The following is a 17,509-nucleotide window of genomic DNA, read 5'->3' as shown; positions in this document are numbered from 1 at the left end:
AGCTGACCAGCGCCGAGCGCGAGGAGCTCAAGCGGCTGCGCAAGGAGGTCCGCGAACAGCAGCAGACGATCGAGATCCTGAAAAAAGCGACGGCCTTCTTCGCGAAGGAGAACGACCGGTGAGCGAGCTGTACCGGTTTATCCACACGGAGAAGGCGAACTATCCGATCATTCTGCTGTGCCGGGTGCTGAAGGTCGCCCGGTCCTCCTACTACGCCTGGTGCGAGGGCGAGGCCGCCCGCCGTGCCAAGCGGGCCGCCGACGACGCACTCGCACACGAGATCACCGTGGTGCACATCGCTTCCCGGCACACCTACGGCGTCCCGCGCATCCACGCCGAACTGCGCCGCCTGGGCCGACGGGTGAACCGCAAGCGCGTCGCCCGCGTGATGCGTGAACGCGACATCCGCGGCGTCACCCGGCGCAGACGGCGTTCGCTGACCCGGCCGGACGCGAAAGCGAAGCCGGCCCCGGACCTGATCGGCCGCGACTTTCATGCCGAACGCCCCGGGACCAAGCTGGTCGGCGACATCACTTACCTGCCCACCGCCGAGGGCTGGCTCTACCTCGCCTGCTGGCTGGACCTGGCCACCCGCGAAGTCGTCGGCTACGCCATGGCCGACCACCACCGCGCCGAGCTGGTGGTCGACGCTCTCGACATGGCGCACGGCCGAGGCGGACTCGAGCCCGGCTGCGTGGTCCACAGCGATCGCGGCAGCGAATACACCTCGACCCAATTCCGTGAGCGCATAGGGAGGTTGGGGCTGCGGCAGAGCTGCGGACGCACCGGATCATGCTTCGACAACGCCGCCGCGGAGAGCTTCTGGGCCCTGCTCAAGGAAGAGATCGGCACCCTTCTCCTTCATCGAGACCTTCTACAACCGCCGCCGCCTACGCAAGCACCGCACGTTCGGCTACCTCACCCCGGCCGAGACCAGGCAACGTCAGCAGCACACGCTCGCGGCATAACGATCACGTGTCCGAGATCACGGGGAAACTTCACACCTCGTAGGGCTCATCGTCTGGGTCTTCCCCGAGGCGTGCGCGGCCCAGCGACAGGAGGAACTCCCGCTGGTCGTCGAGGAGCCCATACTCCGTGGCCATACGGTGCCAGTTCGCGTTGACCTTGTCCGCGAAGTTCGGAGCATCCAGGTCGGCGACTTCATCCGGGTCGGAGTCGAAGCGCCCGTCTTCAGGCCGGGCGCTCGCAGGCGACACGTACTGCGGCAGCGGGGGCAGCAGAACCTCCTGCTGGACCCGTTCCACGAGTCGAAGCCCCGCGGGTCTGAGCAAGTCAGCAATTTCGGCGTCAGTCAGAATCACGGCAGCACAGTAACCCCAGGTCACACCGCCCACACCGGAATATCGAGTGCTCCAGGCGCCCAGGCACCTACGACCGGCTGGTCACGAGTTCCCTCGAAACGAGCCGCACCCTACCGAATTGGCACGTATCGGGACCCGCGGTCGCTGTGATGAATGAGGCCGGAGCCTGCCTTGATCCGGCGTCTCCACAGAGCCATCTCCAGCGTAACCAGGGCAGTTCAGTCCTCATGTGGTTCGCGACCTGCCAGAGCCTCTTTATAGATGCCGAGGTCCTTCGCGACGTGGCGATCGGGCGGCCGGTGATGCGGACCTCGCAGACCGCGCGCTCGCGGAGCTCGTCCGGGTATTTACGGTGCTGCCATGGTGCTGGTGGATCTCCTTCGCAGGGACCGCAACCCTGGCATCGGGGACTCCACAAATCTCAGTACAGCTCAGCATCCCCGGTTGTTGAGAGTAGTGCCGGGCTGTCTTTGACACCAGGGTTGTAGTCCATCGGGTGGAGGGTCCTCGTCTTGTGCGTGTTGTCCCTTTAGTCTGGGGGCAGCCGTCGAAGGGAGGCCGCCATGTCGGATAAGCCGATGGGCCCGCTGGGTACGGAGATGCGGGAGATCACATTCCCGGACCACTCCCGCGGGATCATCCTGGTGCAGGCGGGGACCCCACAGGACGAGGCCGATGAGATGGCCGCACGCGTGTGGGCTGAGCTGCCCAAAGGCTAGGGCCGTGAGGGAGTACCTGGAGAAGGCTGTCGAGGCGGCGTAGAGAGCCGGCAGCGACCGCCGCGTTTGCCTCTTCGCTCCCCGCCTGGGGTCATGGTTCTTGTCGGCGGCGGTGGTCTGCTTCCTGGAGGGCCCTCTTGTATGTTTCTGCGGCTTCTGGGGGTCGGCCTGCGCGGGCGCTGAGGTCGGCGGCCAGCAGCCTGTTGAGAGCACTGGGTTGGCGCTTTCGGCTGTACTCGAGCAGCAGGAGGGCTGTGAGCTCACCCTGGCGGAGATACAGATGCGTCAGGGAGTCGGACGCGCCGGAGACCAGCGCCCGGTGCACACGCTTTTCGTAGGCGCGTCTGTGCAGATTCGGCGAAACGTGTCTGAGGTTCCTCGAACACGCAGGGCTGGGCGGGAAGGTAGGGGGCCAGGCTGTCCAACAAGAAGGGGAAGTCCTGGCCATCCTGACAGTAGTACAGGCTGTTCCCTGCTGCCGGATCCGGCAGGGTCGAGGCGGAAACGGACGACGAAGGCCGTGACGAGCCGGGGCCGGGAGCGGGCCGGCCTGAGTTCCACCGGAGACCGGACAGGGCCCGACCACGGCAGGTCAGCGCACTACAACACCTCGCCGGGGGCTGGGTGCTGAGCTCCTGGCGCACGTCCAGGCAGCGCAGCCGGACACCGGGCTGCCCGGATCCCGTGTCGTACGGTCTGATGTCGCGGTCGCCCCACCGTCCGCAACGGATCTCACCGAACCCGGCGGTGCCGCCGGTACGTCCGGAAGATCTGAACCAATACCGGGAATTCAGGCCGCGACGAGCTCCTGCTCGCAGTCCGGCGTCGTGACCTTGGGCTTCTTGTTCGGCAGCGAGAGCCGGACAACCTTGTGCCACGCGGAGAACACCTGCTTGGGCAGCGGGCCGGTGACGTACTCCAGCTCGTACTTCTCGAACAGCGCGCGCACCTTCACCGCGACCTCGGCGTACCGGTTGCTCGGCAGGTCCGGGAACAGGTGGTGCTCGATCTGGTGCGACAGGTTGCCGGTCATGAAGTGCATGGCCTTGCTGCCGCTGATGTTTGCCGAGCCCATCATCTGGCGCAGGTACCACTGGCCGCGCGTCTCGCCCTTGATCGACCGGCGCTCGAAGACCTGTACGCCCTCGGGGAAGTGCCCGCACATGATCACCGAATGGGACCAGATGTTGCGGACCAGGTTCGCGGTGAATGTGGCGGTAAGCGTGGTGAGGAACGACGGACCTGACAGCAGCGGGTGGATCACGTAGTCCTTGAGCACCTGCTTACGGATCTTGCGGCCCACGGCCGTGGCCCGCGCGCGGAACTCCGGGCCTTGCGGCGGCGCTTGTGCAGGTTCTTGCCGAGCTCCAGGTCGTACGCTGCGATGCCGTACTCGAAGAAGCAGGCGTTGATGAAGTTCCACAGCGGCTGGCCGAGGTGGAACGGGTGCCACTTTTGGTCCTCGTCGACGCGCATGATGCCGTAGCCGAGGTCGTTGTCCTTGCCGATCACGTTGGTGTACGTGTGGTGCAGCTCGTTGTGCGAGTGCTTCCACTGCTCGGACGGCGAGACGTGATCCCACTCCCAGGTGGTGGAGTGGATCTTCGGGTCTCGCATCCAGTCCCACTGGCCGTGCAGGACGTTGTGGCCGATCTCCATGTTGTCCATGATCTTCGCCACGGACAGCCCGGCGGTGCCGAGCAGCCACGCGGGCGGGAAGATCGAGAACAGCAGCACGCCTCTGCTGACCAGCTCGAGCTTGCGCTGCGCCGAGATGACCTTACGGATGTAGGCGGCGTCTTTCTCGCCGCGGCTGGCGATCACCTCGTCGCGGATCGCGTCCAGCTCACGGCCAAGCTCCTTGATCTGCTCCGCGGTCAGGTGGGCGGTGGGGTCGATGGCGGTCAAGGTGCTCCTACCGTTCGATGTCGCAGGGGCCCGCCGCGGCGGACACGCAGGTCTGGATGAGGACGCCCGGCTCGGCCTCGGTGATCTCGCCGGTGCGCAGGTCGCGGACGGCGCCCGCCTTGAGCGGCGTGATGCAGCCGAAGCAGATGCCCATGCGGCACCCGGAGGGCATGAGCACGCCGGCCTCCTCACCGATGTCCAGCAACGGCGTGGCGCTGTCCGCGTCGACGGTCTTGCCGGTGGCGCTGAACGTGACCTCGCCGCCGTCGCCGGCGACGACGATGCTGGGGCGGAAGCGTTCGGTGTGCAGGCGCTCTTGTACGCCGTGCTCGGTCCAGTGCTCTTCGGCGGCGTCGAGCAGGCCCGCGGGCCCGCAAGCCCAGGTCTCGCGCTCGGACCAGTCGGGCACGAGTTCGTCGAGACGGGCGATGTCGAGCATGCCGTCTGTGTCGGTGTGCACCTCCCTGAGCCGCAGCTTCTTGTCCGCGACCAGGTCGTGCAGTTCCTTGCGGAAAATCACGTCTTGCGGCTGTGGCGCGCAGTGGACCATGACGACGTCGTCGAACTCGATGTCGCGCAGCATGCCCATCACGGGCGTGATGCCGCTGCCGGCCGTCAGGTAGAGCACCTTGTCGGGCTTGGCCTGCGGCAGCACGAAGTCACCGGTCGGCTGGTCGAGCTGGATCAGCGTGCCCGGTTTCGCCCTGCGGACCAGGTAGTTGCTGACCTTGCCGTCCGGGATCGCCTTCACGGTGATCGTGACGCGGCCGTCCTGGCGGTTTGTCGGCGAGGTGATGGAGTAGGCACGCCACAGGCGCACCCCGTCGACGTCGACCCCGATCCGCACGTACTGACCGGCTGTGTGGCCGCGCCAGCCCCGTCCTGGCCTGATCACGATAGTCGCGGCGTCACCCGTCTCGGGGTGCACGGCCTCGATGCGCCCACGCAGGTCAGCGCCCGCACGTAGCGGGCTGACCAGGTCGAGGTAGTCCGACGGCAGCAGCGGCGTCGTGACCATCTCCAGCAGTTTCCACGCCCTGCTGCGGAGGGCTGCACTCGTCATGACTCCAGCTTGCTGCGCCTCAAGGCGTAAAGTCCTGACCGCAGGACGTGAATCTGGTCGGCTGAATTGTTCGCAGGGAACAAAACGTGAGCCATGCAATCAGGAGGGCCAGCGGACTGGCCCTGGATGAGACGACGGTCACCGCACTTCGGGCCGCGCTGAAGACCACCGCCGACGAGGTCGTCCAGGCGATCATCGACGAGGTCCCTTCCTACGCCAACGCCCTTTCGGGCAGCATGGGCGGCACCATCCGCCGAGCCGTCCGCACCGCCCTGGGGCACTACCTGGACCTCGCGAGCGGGAACGCCACAGGCGGCGACGCCGGTGACGCAGCCTACGAGTTGGGCCGCGGCGAGGTGCGCGACGGCCGTTCGATGGACGCCCTGCTCAGCGCCTACCGCGTCGGCGCCCGCGTGGCCTGGCGATGCCTGGCAGCGGGTGCCGTGTCCGCAGGTCTGCCCGCCGCCGAGGTCGCCAAGTTCGCCGAGCTGACCTTCGCCTACATCGACGAGCTCTCCGCCGCGAGCGCCGCGGGCCACGCTGACGAACTGGCTGCCCGGGGCAGGGCCCACGAGCGCCAGCTGGAACACCTGGCCCGCGACCTTCTCGCCGGCGCGAGCCCGGACGTGCTGCTGGCCTCTGTTCAACGGGCCGGGTGGCAGCCTCCGGTTTCGCTGACCGCGGTCCTGCTGCCTGCCGCGCAGGCCAGGCCTGCCTACCGCGCGCTCGACCCGAGCACCCTCGTCCTCGACGATCTGCCGGATGCCACCGGTGTGCTGCTCGTCCCGGATGCCGACCGATCACATCTCTTGCGGCAGCTAACCGGCCGCACCGCCGTGGTCGGCCCGGCCCGGCCATGGACTCGTGCGTCCGCCTCGTACGCACGAGCCGTACGCGCGCGCTCCCTCTCCTCTGATATTCGCGACACCGAGGACCACCTGCCCGAGCTGGTGCTGAGCGCCGACGTGGACGCGTTCGCAGACCTGCGTGTCCAAGCCCTCGCACCGTTGCGGACCTTGCCTGTCGCGACCGCACAGCGGCTGGAGGAGACGTTGCGGGCGTGGCTGCTGCACCAGGGCAGGCGGGACGAGGTGGCGGCGGCGTTGTTCGTCCACCCCCAGACAGTCCGGTACCGGATGTCGCAGCTGCGGGAGCTGTTTCCGGATCTCGCATCGCCACACCGGGTCCTTGAGCTGACTCTGGCGGTCGGTCTCCGGGTCAGCTGACCGTCCACGGCCGCGTCCGCGAGCGGTCCAGGAATCGTGCCTCGTTCTCGGTGCCATCAGCTGGCTCATGCGGCCCGTGGGAAGAGCGGTATGAGCCAGCTGAGACCGGGGGTTGATGCAAGGCCGGGTAGTTAACGTATTCGTGCTGGTGGCAATGGGTTCATGGGTTGCCCTGGCTGGTGTAGTTGGCGGGTCCGGTTTGGCGGATGAGTCCGTGGCGGGCCCATCATCCGCAAACAGAGCGGGCGCAACACCGGTGCGCGGCCCTTCGTTTGCCGTTGCGGCGGGGGTTGCGCTGTGCGTTGCGGCGCCGGTTGCGCGGGCCGTTGCGGCGTCCGTTGCGCACGCACCACCGACCGCCCCGCGTTTTCCCAGGTCACAGCCCATTTTCCCGAAGCACGCGGTCCTGACTTCCCCTTGTGGGAGGGGGTAGGCGGGGTTTCCCTGCGCGGGCGCGCCCGCTCTCGCCCGTAGCGGGACCTGGCCCGGGGGGCCGCTGCGCGGGGCTGACGAGAAGCGGGGTGCGGCCCGGCGGGGCGGGCCGCGGTGGCGGTCCGCGGGCTTTCCGAACGGCACGAGGCTCCCGGGAACCACGGGGAGAGAGAACTGTGCGAGGACTGCGAAAGCCACGCGAGGGTCGCCGCGCTCCAGGCCGAGCGCGAAAGCCGCGGGACTCGACATCACCGGCGCCCGCTGGGGCCTTCCCGGGGCCGAAGCCGTCCTCCGGCTCCGCACTGTGGAAGGCGTGCGCGGCGGCGCAGACGTACTCGGCAACGTGAACGAAGTCCAGCAGGACGTGCACCGTGATCCCGCGCCGGTGGGTGCCTGGGGTCGCGGGCCTGAGCTTGGTCGAAGCCTGGGACTTCGCCCACCACCGGGCCAAGACCTCGGGCGTGGGCGGAGTGGTGCTTCGTCGTCGACCTGCTCGGCGCTGCCGCGATGATCTTCATGCCGTAGCGCCGGGCGGCCTGACGACACACCGGCCGGGTACAGCCGTAGTCCGCACACGAAGCCTGACCGTGCCGCACCCGCCAGCGTGCGGGTCGGCGGGGCGCGGGGACCGCCACAGCTACAGCCACCGGCAAAGTCACGGAAGCGGGCATGGTCAAGGATTTTACGGTCCCGGCAGCACGTGGCCCCCAGGCCCATGCGTCCCTGGGGGGCCAAGCGGGGCTGTGCTTCGGATAGTTCAACGACGGAACCCTGCGGGCGTCACCCCACACGAATGGCCAAAGCCATGTGCGATCTGTCGGTTTCGGAGCAGTGGTTGCGAGAGACAGTTGATCGTTGGTGTGTTGTTGCTGGTAAATGGCTGTTTTCGCGGGGTGGGGCCACTGTCACGAGGGTGAGAGATCTGGCTCGGGGCGACTGCCATGCGGTGTTATCCAGCAGGTGAACATGCTGTTGTGGGCGCGAGAGATCGCAGCGAAGCCTCGTGTACACCGTGGCTGGCTCATGCAAGGTGCTGTCAGCTGCTCAGGGCGGCCTCGGCGTCGGCGACGGTGTCGAAGACCCGAAGGACGTGATCGGCTCCGGTGATCTCCAGGATCCGGCGCAACTGGTCCGGGACGCAGGCCAGGACCAGCACCACCCCTGCGGCCTCCGCCTCACGGCGGGCTCCCAGCAGCACGTTCAGACCCGCTGAGTCACAGAACGACACATCGGTCAGGTCCAGCACGACGGCCCGCTCCGCTCGATCGATCACCTGCGTCAGCCGCCCGCGCAGCTCTGGCTGCGAGACATAGTCCATGGTCCCGTGCACCCTCGCCACCAGGCAGGGGCCCGACTCGGTCACCTCGACCGAAAGAAGGTCATTCACAACGCCTGCCCAACTGTCTCGCATGGGACCTGAAGAGGTACCGCCGAGCCTATCGGGCAGGGGTGGCCCGGTACCGCTACAAGCGAGGCCAGGCCGCGGGAGTCGTCGGTGGCAGCGGGATCTCATCCAGCCTCAGCCAGCGCTCCTTGCCCTGGGCATCGGGCAGGCGGAAGCGTAGGTCCCGGGCGTCGTCCGCCTCGTACGGGGTGTCCCCGACCGCCCGCAGCAGGGCCCGAAGTCTCGGGTAGGGCGCCTGCATCGCCCGCCCACGCACGCCCTCACTGGCGCAGAGCAGCCAGCGCCAGGGACGCGACGTTCGCTCTGGTGGGCAAGCCCGTTCCCGGGGGCTTGCCCACGCTGCGGACCGGCGGGCGCGCCTGCGGCGGCGGGTTGCCGCGACCAGCTCCTGGTGCTCCTGGCGGGGTGCCTGGAGGGTGGGCTGGAGGGTGGTCTGGACGGTTGCGTGCAGGGGTGCACCGGGGGTGGGACCGAAGGTAGCCAGGCCCGTCTTCGGTGCGGTGGTGTTGCTGCTGGTCATGGCCGGTGGGCAAGCCGGTGCGGGACGGCGACACCTCCTGCCCAGCGCGATAGCCGCAGGGGAGGGAGAGGTATCTGGTGTCGACCGCGGGGCGGGAACGGCCTCCGGTCAGGTGGTTACGCCGCTCCACGATCGCGGCACCGTGAGGTGGTGTTCGCCGTCACTGCGGGCCAGCAGGCGCCAGCCGTGCGGGTCGACGTCGGTGTCCGTGGCGGCGGCGCAGTTGGCCATGACCTCGAACACCGCCCCCGCCAGTTCCTGTCGGGTCAGTCCGCTGATCTGGGACAGGGCGAGGGTGGGCGCACGGGAATGGTGATCTGTCCGTGGGCCCATTCGTCCATGACCGCGTGCGTGGTGATCGGCCCGGCGCGCACGATGCGGGCCAGTGTGAAGCGGTACGCCACCACCACGCGGTCACCCCCCTTTGATCACTCCCCCGGGTGTCACCCTGCGTCGTCTGCTGGCCCACGTCAATGCCCGGCAGGGCACAGCGAACGTCCCCGCAGACCCCGGCACCATTCCTTGCAATATCCCTTGCACTATTACTTGCGCTATCCCTTGCGCTATCGCTTGCACCCCGGTCTCGGGCCGCGACATTGCCTGCGCCATCACCTGCGGCAACGCCTGCGTCATTACCTGCGCCATCACCTGCGGCTTTGCGGTGACTCACCGGTCTGTTGCCGCAGGCCAGACCCGGTGGTGAGTGAGGCGTGTGGCTCTGACTTCCCCTGGAACCGCCCCTTGGATCCACGAACAGGATGGAGAGGGCTGGTTCGTGGGGAACGCTTCCCCGCCGCTGGGCGGGGCGAGGGCGCGCCGCTGGCCCGGCGCCCGGGCCTGGGGTTGTGGCGGCCCCGGGTCGGGGCCGCGCGTGGGGGGCGGCGGCATGCCGGCTGGAGGCCGCTTGTGGCGTCGTGGCAGGGGTTGCGGCGGGCGTTGCGCACAGTCCGGCGGCCGAGCTGTATTCGCCCTGGTCACAGGCGGTTTTACGGGCGCGTGCCGGTCTGACTTCTCCTGTATGGGGGTGTGGGCGTGGCGTAGCCGGCTCCTTGCGCGGGGGTGCGCCCGCCTCTCCGGCCGTCGCGGAGGCGGCCTGGGAGCCGCCGCGCTGGGCCGGTGGTGGGATGGCGGCCCGCAGAGAGCGGGCCGCAGGGACCTCACGACCGACCACACCTGAAATGGGATGCCGAACGAGTCGCCGGAGTTCGGCGGAACCGGTGGCCGCCGCTCCCGCGGTGGCGAGGGGCCCAAGGAGGCGGACGCTTCGCGCGTCAGTCAGTCACTTGTAGATCTTGCCGGGCTCGGCCTTGGACGGAGCGAGCAGCTGGGAGACGGTCACGAAGGTGTAGCCCTGCTTGCTGAGCGCCTCCAGGATGGAAGGCATGGCCGGCACGGTGCCCTTGTGCAGCGGGTGGAGCAGGATGATCCCGTCGCGGCCGGCGCCCTCGAGTACGCGCCTGGTGATCAGCGCGGTGTCATCCGTCTCGTAGTCCTTCGCGGTCACCGTCCACAGCACCTGCGCCATCCCCAGTTCTTTCGAGACCTTGGAGACGCGGTCGTCGGTGCGGCCCTGGGGCGGGCGCATCAGCATCGGCTCGCTGCCGGTGATGCCGGAGATGGCCCGTGCCGTGCGGCGCAGCTCGTCGCGGATCTGCGCATCAGCGACATCGGTCAGCACCGCGTGCGTCCAGGTGTGGTCCCCGATCTCGTGGCCGTCCTTGGCGATCCGCCGCACCACATCCGGGAACTTGTGGATGCGCCGGCCCTCAAGGAAGAACGTCGACGGCGCCTTGTACTCCTTCAGGAGGTCCATCAGCCGGTCGGTGGGTTCGCCCGGATTGCCGTCGAAGGTGAGCGCGATGCACTTGTCCTTCCGGCAGTCCACCTGCCCCGACGGTACGCGTGCTCCTGACGCGGCCCGGCCGCGTTCCTCGCCCGGGGAGAGCGTCTCCATCTTGTTCGCCTGGATGACCATGACGACGGTCACCGTCACGGCCGCCACCACGGCCAGGGTCAGGAGTATGAGCAGGCGAGGCCGCCTCTTCAGGATCTTCACTCGAAAGGAGAAGATTCCAGCGGTGGAGAGGTTGCCTAGCGACCTCGATTGTGAGGCAGGACACGTGGTGCAGCGCGTTTCAAGTGAGCTGCGGCGCCACCTCGGGGCTGCGATCCGCTCCAGCGCCTCCCCGACGTGCTCGGCCGCCGACAGTGGCGCTGGTGTGCCTCGCGCCGGGCGACGGCCCGCCACTGCGGCCTGCTCCAGGCGGGCCACCTCGGCTTCCGCCTCCGCCAGTTCCTTGCCCAGCTACTCGAACCGGTCCGCCAGCACGACCCGCCGCCGAATCGCCCACGTCAGCACCGCAGCCACCCGCCGCCCCCCTTTCCCGTCCCGTGAACTCCCTTGATTCCGTGGTCAGTAAACGGCACTGACGCCCTGTGGCCGCAGTTCCGGCGAATCGCTCCATGACCAGACGATCACCTGCTACCGATCACGCCACCGACCAGCATGAGCACCCCCATGTCCGGCCACACCAGCCCCGTGACCTGCAAGTTCAGGATGAAACGATCTCACTGATTGCCCGCGCCCTTCACCGCACCGATAGCAGCCCCGACGAAGAAGACGTGAGCTGACAGCGTGGGCCGCCGGGCCATTGCCGACCCGGAGGCCCATGTGAGTGGGTGCGTTGGTGGCATTGGGTGGGCGTCAGCGGGGCGGGATGTCGGGTGCCTGGTCACGAGGTCGTTGCGGGCAGGTCTGCTGTCATGAAGTGACCAGGCGGCTGCTGTTTTCTGGCCAGTGTGAGGTGGGCCGGCTGTCATGGAGGTGGCTGCTCTCAGCAGTAGTCTGAGACGCCTCTTGTCGCAGCCGTGACGTGGGCGGTAGGAAACCGGTGTGACTGATCAAGGAAAGTTCACTCGTGCCCTCATCGGGTTCTCAGCTGTCGTCATTGCCGCATGCGCCGTCGTAGTGACGGTCGTGGTGGTGGGTACCCACCCTCAGCGTCTGCTGGACCAGGAAGCGGTGGAACGGCAGGTCGCGGCCACCGTGCAAGGGAAGAGGAACATGTCCAGGGATGGCGTCTTCTGTCCGGCCGCGATGGACGCAAAGAAAGGCAACACCTTCGAGTGTTCTGTGGAAGAAGCCAACGGCGGCACAGCATTTGTCAAGGTCACAGTAGTGGATGATCAGGGCAAACTCAGCATCTCCCAGGCCTGATTGTGAGGGGCGATACAGCGCCGGCGGACCGCCGGCCTGATGAACTTCCCTCGTACAGCGGCACCGCTCCTGCGAGGGCGCCGCGCGCGCAAAGGAGACCATTGAGTGGCGCCGGGAACTCCAACCCGCGCCCCGGCTCTACCTCGGCCACCTCGAGCACGGCGCGACTTCCCCACGCAGAACCGACTGCTGGAAGCCGCCGCGAGGGACGGCCGAATGCTGGGCGCCCGGGTGTCGTGCATGGACCGTGCCACGCTGCGACGCTACGCCGACATCCTGACAAATGAGCCGCAGACAGGGGCTGGGCCGGGACTCTCCGTTCGGAGTTCCGGTCCGACTCTTCCCCTGCGCTGTGGTGGTTACCAGCGCATGCCCAGCTCGGTGAGCTGCGCGCGCCGGTCCTCGGTGAGCTTGTCGGCCCGGCGGCGGGCGTTGTCCACGAACTGACCCAGCTTGACGTCGGTGACTGTCCCGTCCGGCTCGGTGAGCCGTTCTACGTGCTTCCGGGGCACCTGCAATGCCCCCTCGCGGGCGTGGAACTGCCGGGCGGCCTGAAGGTTCACCGCCCATTTGTCGGCCTGTGTACGGGGCGCCTGCGGCCTCTCAGAAGGGTCCGCCGGGGCGAGGTGCAGCATGTTCTCCAGCATCCAAGCCTGCGCCGGCAGCAGCTGCTCCCAGCCCAGGCGCTGCGCCTGGACCCACGCCCCGAGGTCCTCGCCCTGCACGCTCACCTGGCCCGGCGTGGTCGGGAGCTGCTGGCCGTCCTCGATGAGCCGACGGCACAGCCGGTAGGAGCGCTGCCAGGCCACGGGCCAGGACGGGCACCAGGACGGGTCGATCGCCTCCAGCGCATCCCGCCGCTCCTCCGACAGGGCGCCGGCGGTGGAGCCTGCGCCACCGCGAGGTGCTGTTCGCTGTCATGGCGGGGCAGGAGGCGCCAGCCGTGTGGGTCGACGTCGGTGTCGGTTGCGGCGGCGGTGTTGGCCATGATCTCGAACACCGCCCCCGTCAGTTCCTGCCGGGTCAGTCCGCTGATCTGTGACAGGGCGAGCGTGGGCACGGGGACGGTGATCTGCCCGTGGGCCCATTCGTCCAGGACCGCGTGCGCGGTGATCGGCCCGGCAGGCACGATGCGGGCCGGCGTGAAGCGGTACTCCACCACGCGGTTACCCCCTTGATCATTCCCCCGGGGTTCACCCTGCGTCGTCTGCTGGCCCAAGTCAATGCCCGACGGGGCACGGCGAAGACGGACCGCAGGGCGGCTGCGCGGCCGTGTGCCGCCTCATGTCAGTGCCAGGGCGGGGATTGTGCCGCCACCGCAGCTCATAGCAAAGTGCCAGGTCACAGGCAGTGCGCGACTTTCGGCATCCCGCAGGGGACGGCAACTGAGATTCGTTTGCGTCGTCTGCCTTCCAGTACCGTTCCACATCCCATGAACCGAGCCGAGAGGGGCGTGCCACGCCGGTAGGTCCCTCAGCGCCGTGGTTGCCAGCGGCGGTCACCGGGTCTTCCCCTATCGAGGAACGCTATCCGGCAGGGGAGCCGCAGCTCAGCCTGCGGAGGGACGCGGGGCGCGCAGGTGCGCCCGTTCCTTCAGTTCCTCCTCGTCGACCAGCGTGAGCATCGGCTGGCCCGGCGCGCACACCATGGTCACCAGGAACTTGGTGGGTGCGTCTGACAGGGCGTTGCCGTCCTGGTAGTGGATCACGTCACCGCCTGGCTCCCAGAACGTCCCGCCGGCCTTGATCACACGCTCCGGCTCGCCCTCGAGTTCGAACCGGAGCGCGCCTTCCATCACGTAGCCGAATGACGGTCCAGAGTGGCGGTGCGGAGGGAGGCCGGGGTGACCGGGGGGCCAGTCGACGAGGATGGTCATTCCCGAACCACCTTCGGGGAAGAAGGGCGGGGTGACTTCCTGCAGCAACTTGACTTCGGGCGGCAGCGACACCTCGTGCCCCTCGGCAGGGGTCGCGTGCATTGGGTTCTGCTCTGACACTGTGATGCACCTCCATTGGTCTGCCCCAAAGGGCGAATGATGGTCTGCCGTCGCACAAGGCCGGTGTACGAGCGTCTCTCGTTCGGCGAACTGCGTCCCCTGATGACCAAGGCCTGCGACTGGCGACTGTTCCTGCAGTTCGGGACCGCTCGTGGCCGTGGCCGTGGCCCTGCGGCGCGGTGCGTTGGGTCGGCTGGATCAGCTGGCCAAGGAGAGCGGTGTCACCACCGCCGTACGCAAGCGGTGTGCTGGTGCCCGGCGGGGCATACCCCCCAGGGCACATGAGCACCGCGCTCGGGCGCGTCGGCAATGGCCGCGCGTTCGTCAGCCGAGGGTTTGGAGCAGTTCGTTGCACGCCGTTTCGCAGGAGCGACAGGCCTCGGAGCATAGGCGGCAGTGCTCCATGTGCGTGTGGCGGCCGCATTCGTCTCCGCACGCCTTACAGGCGGTGGCGCACGCCTGCAGGATGGCGCGGGTGAGGTTGGCGTCGTAGCCGGTGTGGCGGGACAGGACCGAGGCGGTGGCATTGCAGATGTCGGCGCAGTCCATGTTGGTGCGGATGCACTTGGCCAGCTCGGCCGGCATGCCCTCCGACAGGCAGGCATCGGCGCACGCGGTACACGCCTGGGCACAGGCGATACATTCCTCGATGCACTTGGTGAGCTTCTCTCGGTCGACGCGACCGAGGTCGGCCGGGTAGGTGGCGAGCATCTCCTTCACCGACGTCACGGGGACCGCCTCCTTTCGTGCCGGAGGCCGGCGGGCCAGATGGCCACACCTCCTTGATCTCCGGCCCCTACCTCATTCTCAACTGGCTCACAGGGCATCGCACACGCTGCGATCTCTCGGTTTCGGGGCAGTGGTTGCGAGAGACAGTTGATCGTTGGTGTGTTGTTGCTGGTAAATGGGGGTGGGGCCACTGTCACGAGGGTGAGAGATCTGGCTCGGGGCGACTGCCATGCGGTGTTATCCAGCAGGTGCGCATGCTGTTGTGGGCGCGAGAGATCGCAGTTGTGGGGGTGGCTGCTCCTACCGTTGCAGCGGGCCGTTTTGCGGATCAGCATGGCCGTCATGGAGCGACCAAGGCAGATCATCGAGTGCGGAGACTTCGTCCTGCGATGTTGGCGGGGGCAGAGGGACTTCGCTCCGGCATTCAAATTGATCGAGGAGTCTTTGGACCACTTGCGCCCCTGGGAGTCGTGGGTCGCCCGTCACAGCGCGAAGAGCACCCGCGAGTTCCTCGCGATGTCAGAGTCGAAGTGGGCAAGCGGTGACGTGTACAACTACGCCATCGCCAAAGACGGCACTCTCATTGGCATGTGCCAGACCTACCGTGGGGTCGAGTCCCAGGGCCGGCGCATGGGGTACTGGTTGCACCCTGCCGCCACTGGCCAGGGCATAGCTACCAGAGCAACGGCAGCCATGGTCACCGAGATGTTCACCCTGCCCGACGTGGAGTACCTGGAAATCGCGCACGACCTATCCAACACCTCCAGCGCCGCGATACCGCGCCGGTTGGGCTTCAGCGAAGTCCTGCGTGAGCAGGGAACACCGCCCGCAGTTCCCTCCGGCAGCGGGATCGTCGTGGTCTGGCGGCTGAACCGTCCTAGCCGCTCGATGACACCCCCTGCCCATAACCCACCTGCAGACCGGTGCCGGCCGCGTAGCAGCGGGCAAGCCCTTCGCGAAACAGGCTGACCACCACGCACACAGCGCCGCGCTCTATTGCGTCCCCGGGTCCTCACCACCGTCATCGCCGATGAACACCGCCAACGCTGCGCGCTGGCACGAGACCCCGGAACCCCGGGGGGAAGTTCCGGGAGTCTCGCTGTGCACAGTCGCGGGTTCAACGACCGGCCGCCGCCGATGTCACGCCCATTCGACGCCCAGCTGCGCGAGGCCGTACCCTGATCTCCGCTGAGGCAGGGCCGGTCCGGGACGCCCCGTTCGAAGTCCGGCCCAGCCCGCCACCGCGCTCCGGCTACCAGCGCATGCCGAGCGCGTCGAGTTCTGCCCGCCGGTCCTCGGTCAACTTCTCGGCGCGGCGGCGGGCGTTGTCCACGAACTGGCCGAGCTTGATCTCGGTCACGGTCCCGTCCGGGTCGGTGAGCTGTTCTACGTGCTTACGCGACACCTGCAGGGCGCCCTCGCGGGCGTGGAACTGCCGGGCCGCCCGAAGGTTCACCGCCCATTTGTCGGCCTGTGTACGGGGCGCTGGCGGCCTCTCGCCGGGTTCTGCCGGGGTGAGGTGGAGCATGTTCTGAAGCATCCAGGCCTGCGCGGGCAGCAGCTGCTCCCACCCCAGGCGCTGCGCCTGCACCCACGCGCCCAGGTCCTCGCCCTGGACGCTCACCTGGCCCGGCACGGTGGGGAGCGGCTGGCCGTCCTCGATCAGCCTGCGGCACAGCCGGTAGCTGCGCTGCCAGACCACGGGCCAGGACGGGCACCAGGACGGGTCGATGGCCTCCAGAGCGTCCCTGCGTTCCTCTGACAGGGCGCCTGCGGTGGAGCCGACCGGCAGCCCGGCCTCACGCCGCTGCTCGATGCTGTCCGCCAGCCGCCCGGCGGTCCGCTGGTTCTTCATCCAGACACCGACCGGGTAGCCGTTCCAGACCGCGGTGGCGGGCGGCAGCAGGTGCCCGTGCACGGCCGCCCACTCCCTCGCGGCTGACAATCCCTCCTGAAAAGCGACGTCCCAGTGAGACCACACCATGCCCAGATCATCCAATTCAGCAGCCCTCTTGAGCTTCATCTCACCCGCGTTGAAAAATCTCCGCTGATCCGCGATCCACGTCCCCAGCGGGAAAGCGGCAGGGTCCCAGTCTTCCGGAGTCGTGAACGCGTACGGGACCTTCAAATCCCCGTTCTCTTTCACATACCGGGTAGCCGCCTGGATCCCAGCCCGCCAGTACGTGTTCTCCGGCCGGAGAACACGCAGGTTCATGAACCGGGCAAGGATCGCCGGATCACGGGGCGTGGAGAACGACAAGAGCCCCTGCGCCGGAGCCGACACCCCACCCTCACCGCTCTGCTCGCCTTCCCCGCCCGGGCCGCCGGTTGCGGCGCTCTCAGCAGCCGACGGCTTCGTGGCGCGGCTGTGCGCTTGTTGCTCTGCCAGTTGCTCGATGGTCTCGGTGTCGTGCGAGCGCAGCGCGGCCATCACCTTTGCGAGGTTGTTGTAGCCCTTGCTCGTGAGCATGGCGTCGGGGTCTTCGCCAGGGGCGAGGAAGACCGGCACGACCAGGCTGGCCACCTTGCCCTCGCCGGGCTGCATGCGCAGTGCCCGGCCGACGATCTGGAGGATGTCGACGGCGGATCCGTGCACGTCGCCGAAGAACACGGAATCGCATCCCGGTGTGTCGATGCCCTCCCCGAGTGTCGACTTTCTCTCTAGTTACGACATGCTCGATGCGCTGACCTTGGGTATTTGAGTTACATATATGTAGCTCTGGTCTGCCGTCTGACCTGGTGTGGTGTGCTGCAGGGGCGCTTGATACCCGGCTCCGTGTCGCTCTGACCTGTGGTGCTGCAATTGGGCGGAGGATGTTGTGACTACGGGGATAACCTTTTGGGTGCTGCGGAACTACAGCCCGGAAGTGACCATGAAGGTTGGTGCAGGGCTAGCGCCCGAGCCCTGTCTGGATAGTGGGACCCGACCAGGGTTCGGGTCCGGCGCCTGGCGGTCGACGGACCGCGCGGAT

14 protein-coding genes are annotated in these 17,509 nt (G+C 67.8%); 5 read left to right on the top strand and 9 right to left on the bottom strand.

Annotation, left to right across the window (positions count from 1 at the left end; translation table 11 throughout):
- Nucleotides 1-1,123 (top strand): IS3 family transposase (locus AC1VWI_RS45150; RefSeq protein ID WP_499517151.1); only part of this gene is annotated, 1,123 nt, incomplete at its 5' end.
- A gap of 762 nt (nt 1,124-1,885) precedes the next feature.
- Entirely contained in the window at nt 1,886-2,041 is a 156-nt protein-coding gene (locus AC1VWI_RS45145) for a hypothetical protein (RefSeq protein ID WP_018560463.1), read from the top strand.
- Between the two features lie 790 nt (nt 2,042-2,831).
- On the opposite strand, the gene AC1VWI_RS45140 is transcribed toward AC1VWI_RS45145, so the two are convergent.
- Both AC1VWI_RS45140 and AC1VWI_RS45135 read right to left on the bottom strand, forming a co-directional pair.
- Nucleotides 2,832-3,494 (bottom strand): fatty acid desaturase family protein, encoded by a 663-nt coding sequence (locus AC1VWI_RS45140; protein ID WP_499517150.1) that lies wholly within the window; start codon nt 3,492-3,494, stop codon nt 2,832-2,834.
- Between the two features lie 462 nt (nt 3,495-3,956).
- Nucleotides 3,957-5,012: a ferredoxin reductase gene (locus AC1VWI_RS45135; RefSeq protein ID WP_026251266.1), complete on the bottom strand. Its 1,056-nt coding sequence runs from the start codon at nt 5,010-5,012 to the stop codon at nt 3,957-3,959.
- 86 nt (nt 5,013-5,098) lie between these two features.
- On the opposite strand from AC1VWI_RS45135, the gene AC1VWI_RS45130 reads away from it, so the two are divergent.
- Nucleotides 5,099-6,238, top strand: coding sequence for a PucR family transcriptional regulator (locus AC1VWI_RS45130; RefSeq protein ID WP_400809119.1), 1,140 nt, complete (start codon nt 5,099-5,101; stop codon nt 6,236-6,238).
- A gap of 1,468 nt (nt 6,239-7,706) precedes the next feature.
- Here the strand turns inward: AC1VWI_RS45130 and AC1VWI_RS45125 are convergent.
- The 3 genes from AC1VWI_RS45125 to AC1VWI_RS45115 form a co-directional block, all read right to left on the bottom strand.
- The gene (locus AC1VWI_RS45125) at nt 7,707-8,081 is read right to left on the bottom strand and encodes an STAS domain-containing protein (protein WP_499508792.1); all 375 of its coding nucleotides are present in this window, start codon (nt 8,079-8,081) and stop codon (nt 7,707-7,709) included.
- A 622-nt stretch (nt 8,082-8,703) separates the two neighbouring features.
- Nucleotides 8,704-8,928 (bottom strand): hypothetical protein, encoded by a 225-nt coding sequence (locus AC1VWI_RS45120; protein WP_499508791.1) that lies wholly within the window; start codon nt 8,926-8,928, stop codon nt 8,704-8,706.
- A 946-nt stretch (nt 8,929-9,874) separates the two neighbouring features.
- A complete protein-coding gene (locus AC1VWI_RS45115; protein ID WP_499508790.1) occupies nt 9,875-10,651 on the bottom strand; it encodes a polysaccharide deacetylase family protein in 777 nt (258 codons plus the stop codon).
- Between the two features lie 837 nt (nt 10,652-11,488).
- On the opposite strand from AC1VWI_RS45115, the gene AC1VWI_RS45110 reads away from it, so the two are divergent.
- The gene (locus AC1VWI_RS45110; protein WP_396574184.1) at nt 11,489-11,812 is read left to right on the top strand and encodes a DUF4333 domain-containing protein; all 324 of its coding nucleotides are present in this window, start codon (nt 11,489-11,491) and stop codon (nt 11,810-11,812) included.
- Between the two features lie 359 nt (nt 11,813-12,171).
- On the opposite strand, the gene AC1VWI_RS45105 is transcribed toward AC1VWI_RS45110, so the two are convergent.
- The 3 genes from AC1VWI_RS45105 to AC1VWI_RS45095 form a co-directional block, all read right to left on the bottom strand.
- On the bottom strand, nt 12,172-12,621 hold the full coding sequence (locus AC1VWI_RS45105; protein WP_499508789.1) for a helicase associated domain-containing protein: 450 nt from the start codon (nt 12,619-12,621) through the stop codon (nt 12,172-12,174).
- 740 nt (nt 12,622-13,361) lie between these two features.
- A complete protein-coding gene (locus AC1VWI_RS45100; RefSeq protein ID WP_499508788.1) occupies nt 13,362-13,790 on the bottom strand; it encodes a cupin domain-containing protein in 429 nt (142 codons plus the stop codon).
- Between the two features lie 342 nt (nt 13,791-14,132).
- The gene (locus AC1VWI_RS45095) at nt 14,133-14,519 is read right to left on the bottom strand and encodes a four-helix bundle copper-binding protein (protein WP_499516683.1); all 387 of its coding nucleotides are present in this window, start codon (nt 14,517-14,519) and stop codon (nt 14,133-14,135) included.
- Between the two features lie 360 nt (nt 14,520-14,879).
- On the opposite strand from AC1VWI_RS45095, the gene AC1VWI_RS45090 reads away from it, so the two are divergent.
- A complete protein-coding gene (locus AC1VWI_RS45090) occupies nt 14,880-15,506 on the top strand; it encodes a GNAT family N-acetyltransferase (protein ID WP_499508787.1) in 627 nt (208 codons plus the stop codon).
- Between the two features lie 283 nt (nt 15,507-15,789).
- On the opposite strand, the gene AC1VWI_RS45085 is transcribed toward AC1VWI_RS45090, so the two are convergent.
- Complete coding sequence (locus tag AC1VWI_RS45085; protein ID WP_499508786.1) at nt 15,790-17,148, bottom strand: helicase associated domain-containing protein; 1,359 nt, start codon at nt 17,146-17,148, stop codon at nt 15,790-15,792.
- Nucleotides 17,149-17,509: the final 361 nt, after the last annotated feature.

The organism is Streptomyces sp. TOM-9, from assembly GCF_056858595.1.
This window is presented reverse-complemented; position numbering and strand designations above follow the sequence as displayed.

Coding starts and splice junctions, on each gene's coding strand:
- AC1VWI_RS45145 (WP_018560463.1), top strand. CDS start 1,886: ATGTCGGATAAGCCGATGGGCCCGCTGGGTACGGAGATGCGGGAGATC.
- AC1VWI_RS45135 (WP_026251266.1), bottom strand. CDS start 5,012: ATGACGAGTGCAGCCCTCCGCAGCAGGGCGTGGAAACTGCTGGAGATG.
- AC1VWI_RS45125 (WP_499508792.1), bottom strand. CDS start 8,081: ATGCGAGACAGTTGGGCAGGCGTTGTGAATGACCTTCTTTCGGTCGAG.
- AC1VWI_RS45120 (WP_499508791.1), bottom strand. CDS start 8,928: ATGGGCCCACGGACAGATCACCATTCCCGTGCGCCCACCCTCGCCCTG.
- AC1VWI_RS45100 (WP_499508788.1), bottom strand. CDS start 13,790: ATGCACGCGACCCCTGCCGAGGGGCACGAGGTGTCGCTGCCGCCCGAA.
- AC1VWI_RS45095 (WP_499516683.1), bottom strand. CDS start 14,519: ATGCTCGCCACCTACCCGGCCGACCTCGGTCGCGTCGACCGAGAGAAG.
- AC1VWI_RS45090 (WP_499508787.1), top strand. CDS start 14,880: ATGGAGCGACCAAGGCAGATCATCGAGTGCGGAGACTTCGTCCTGCGA.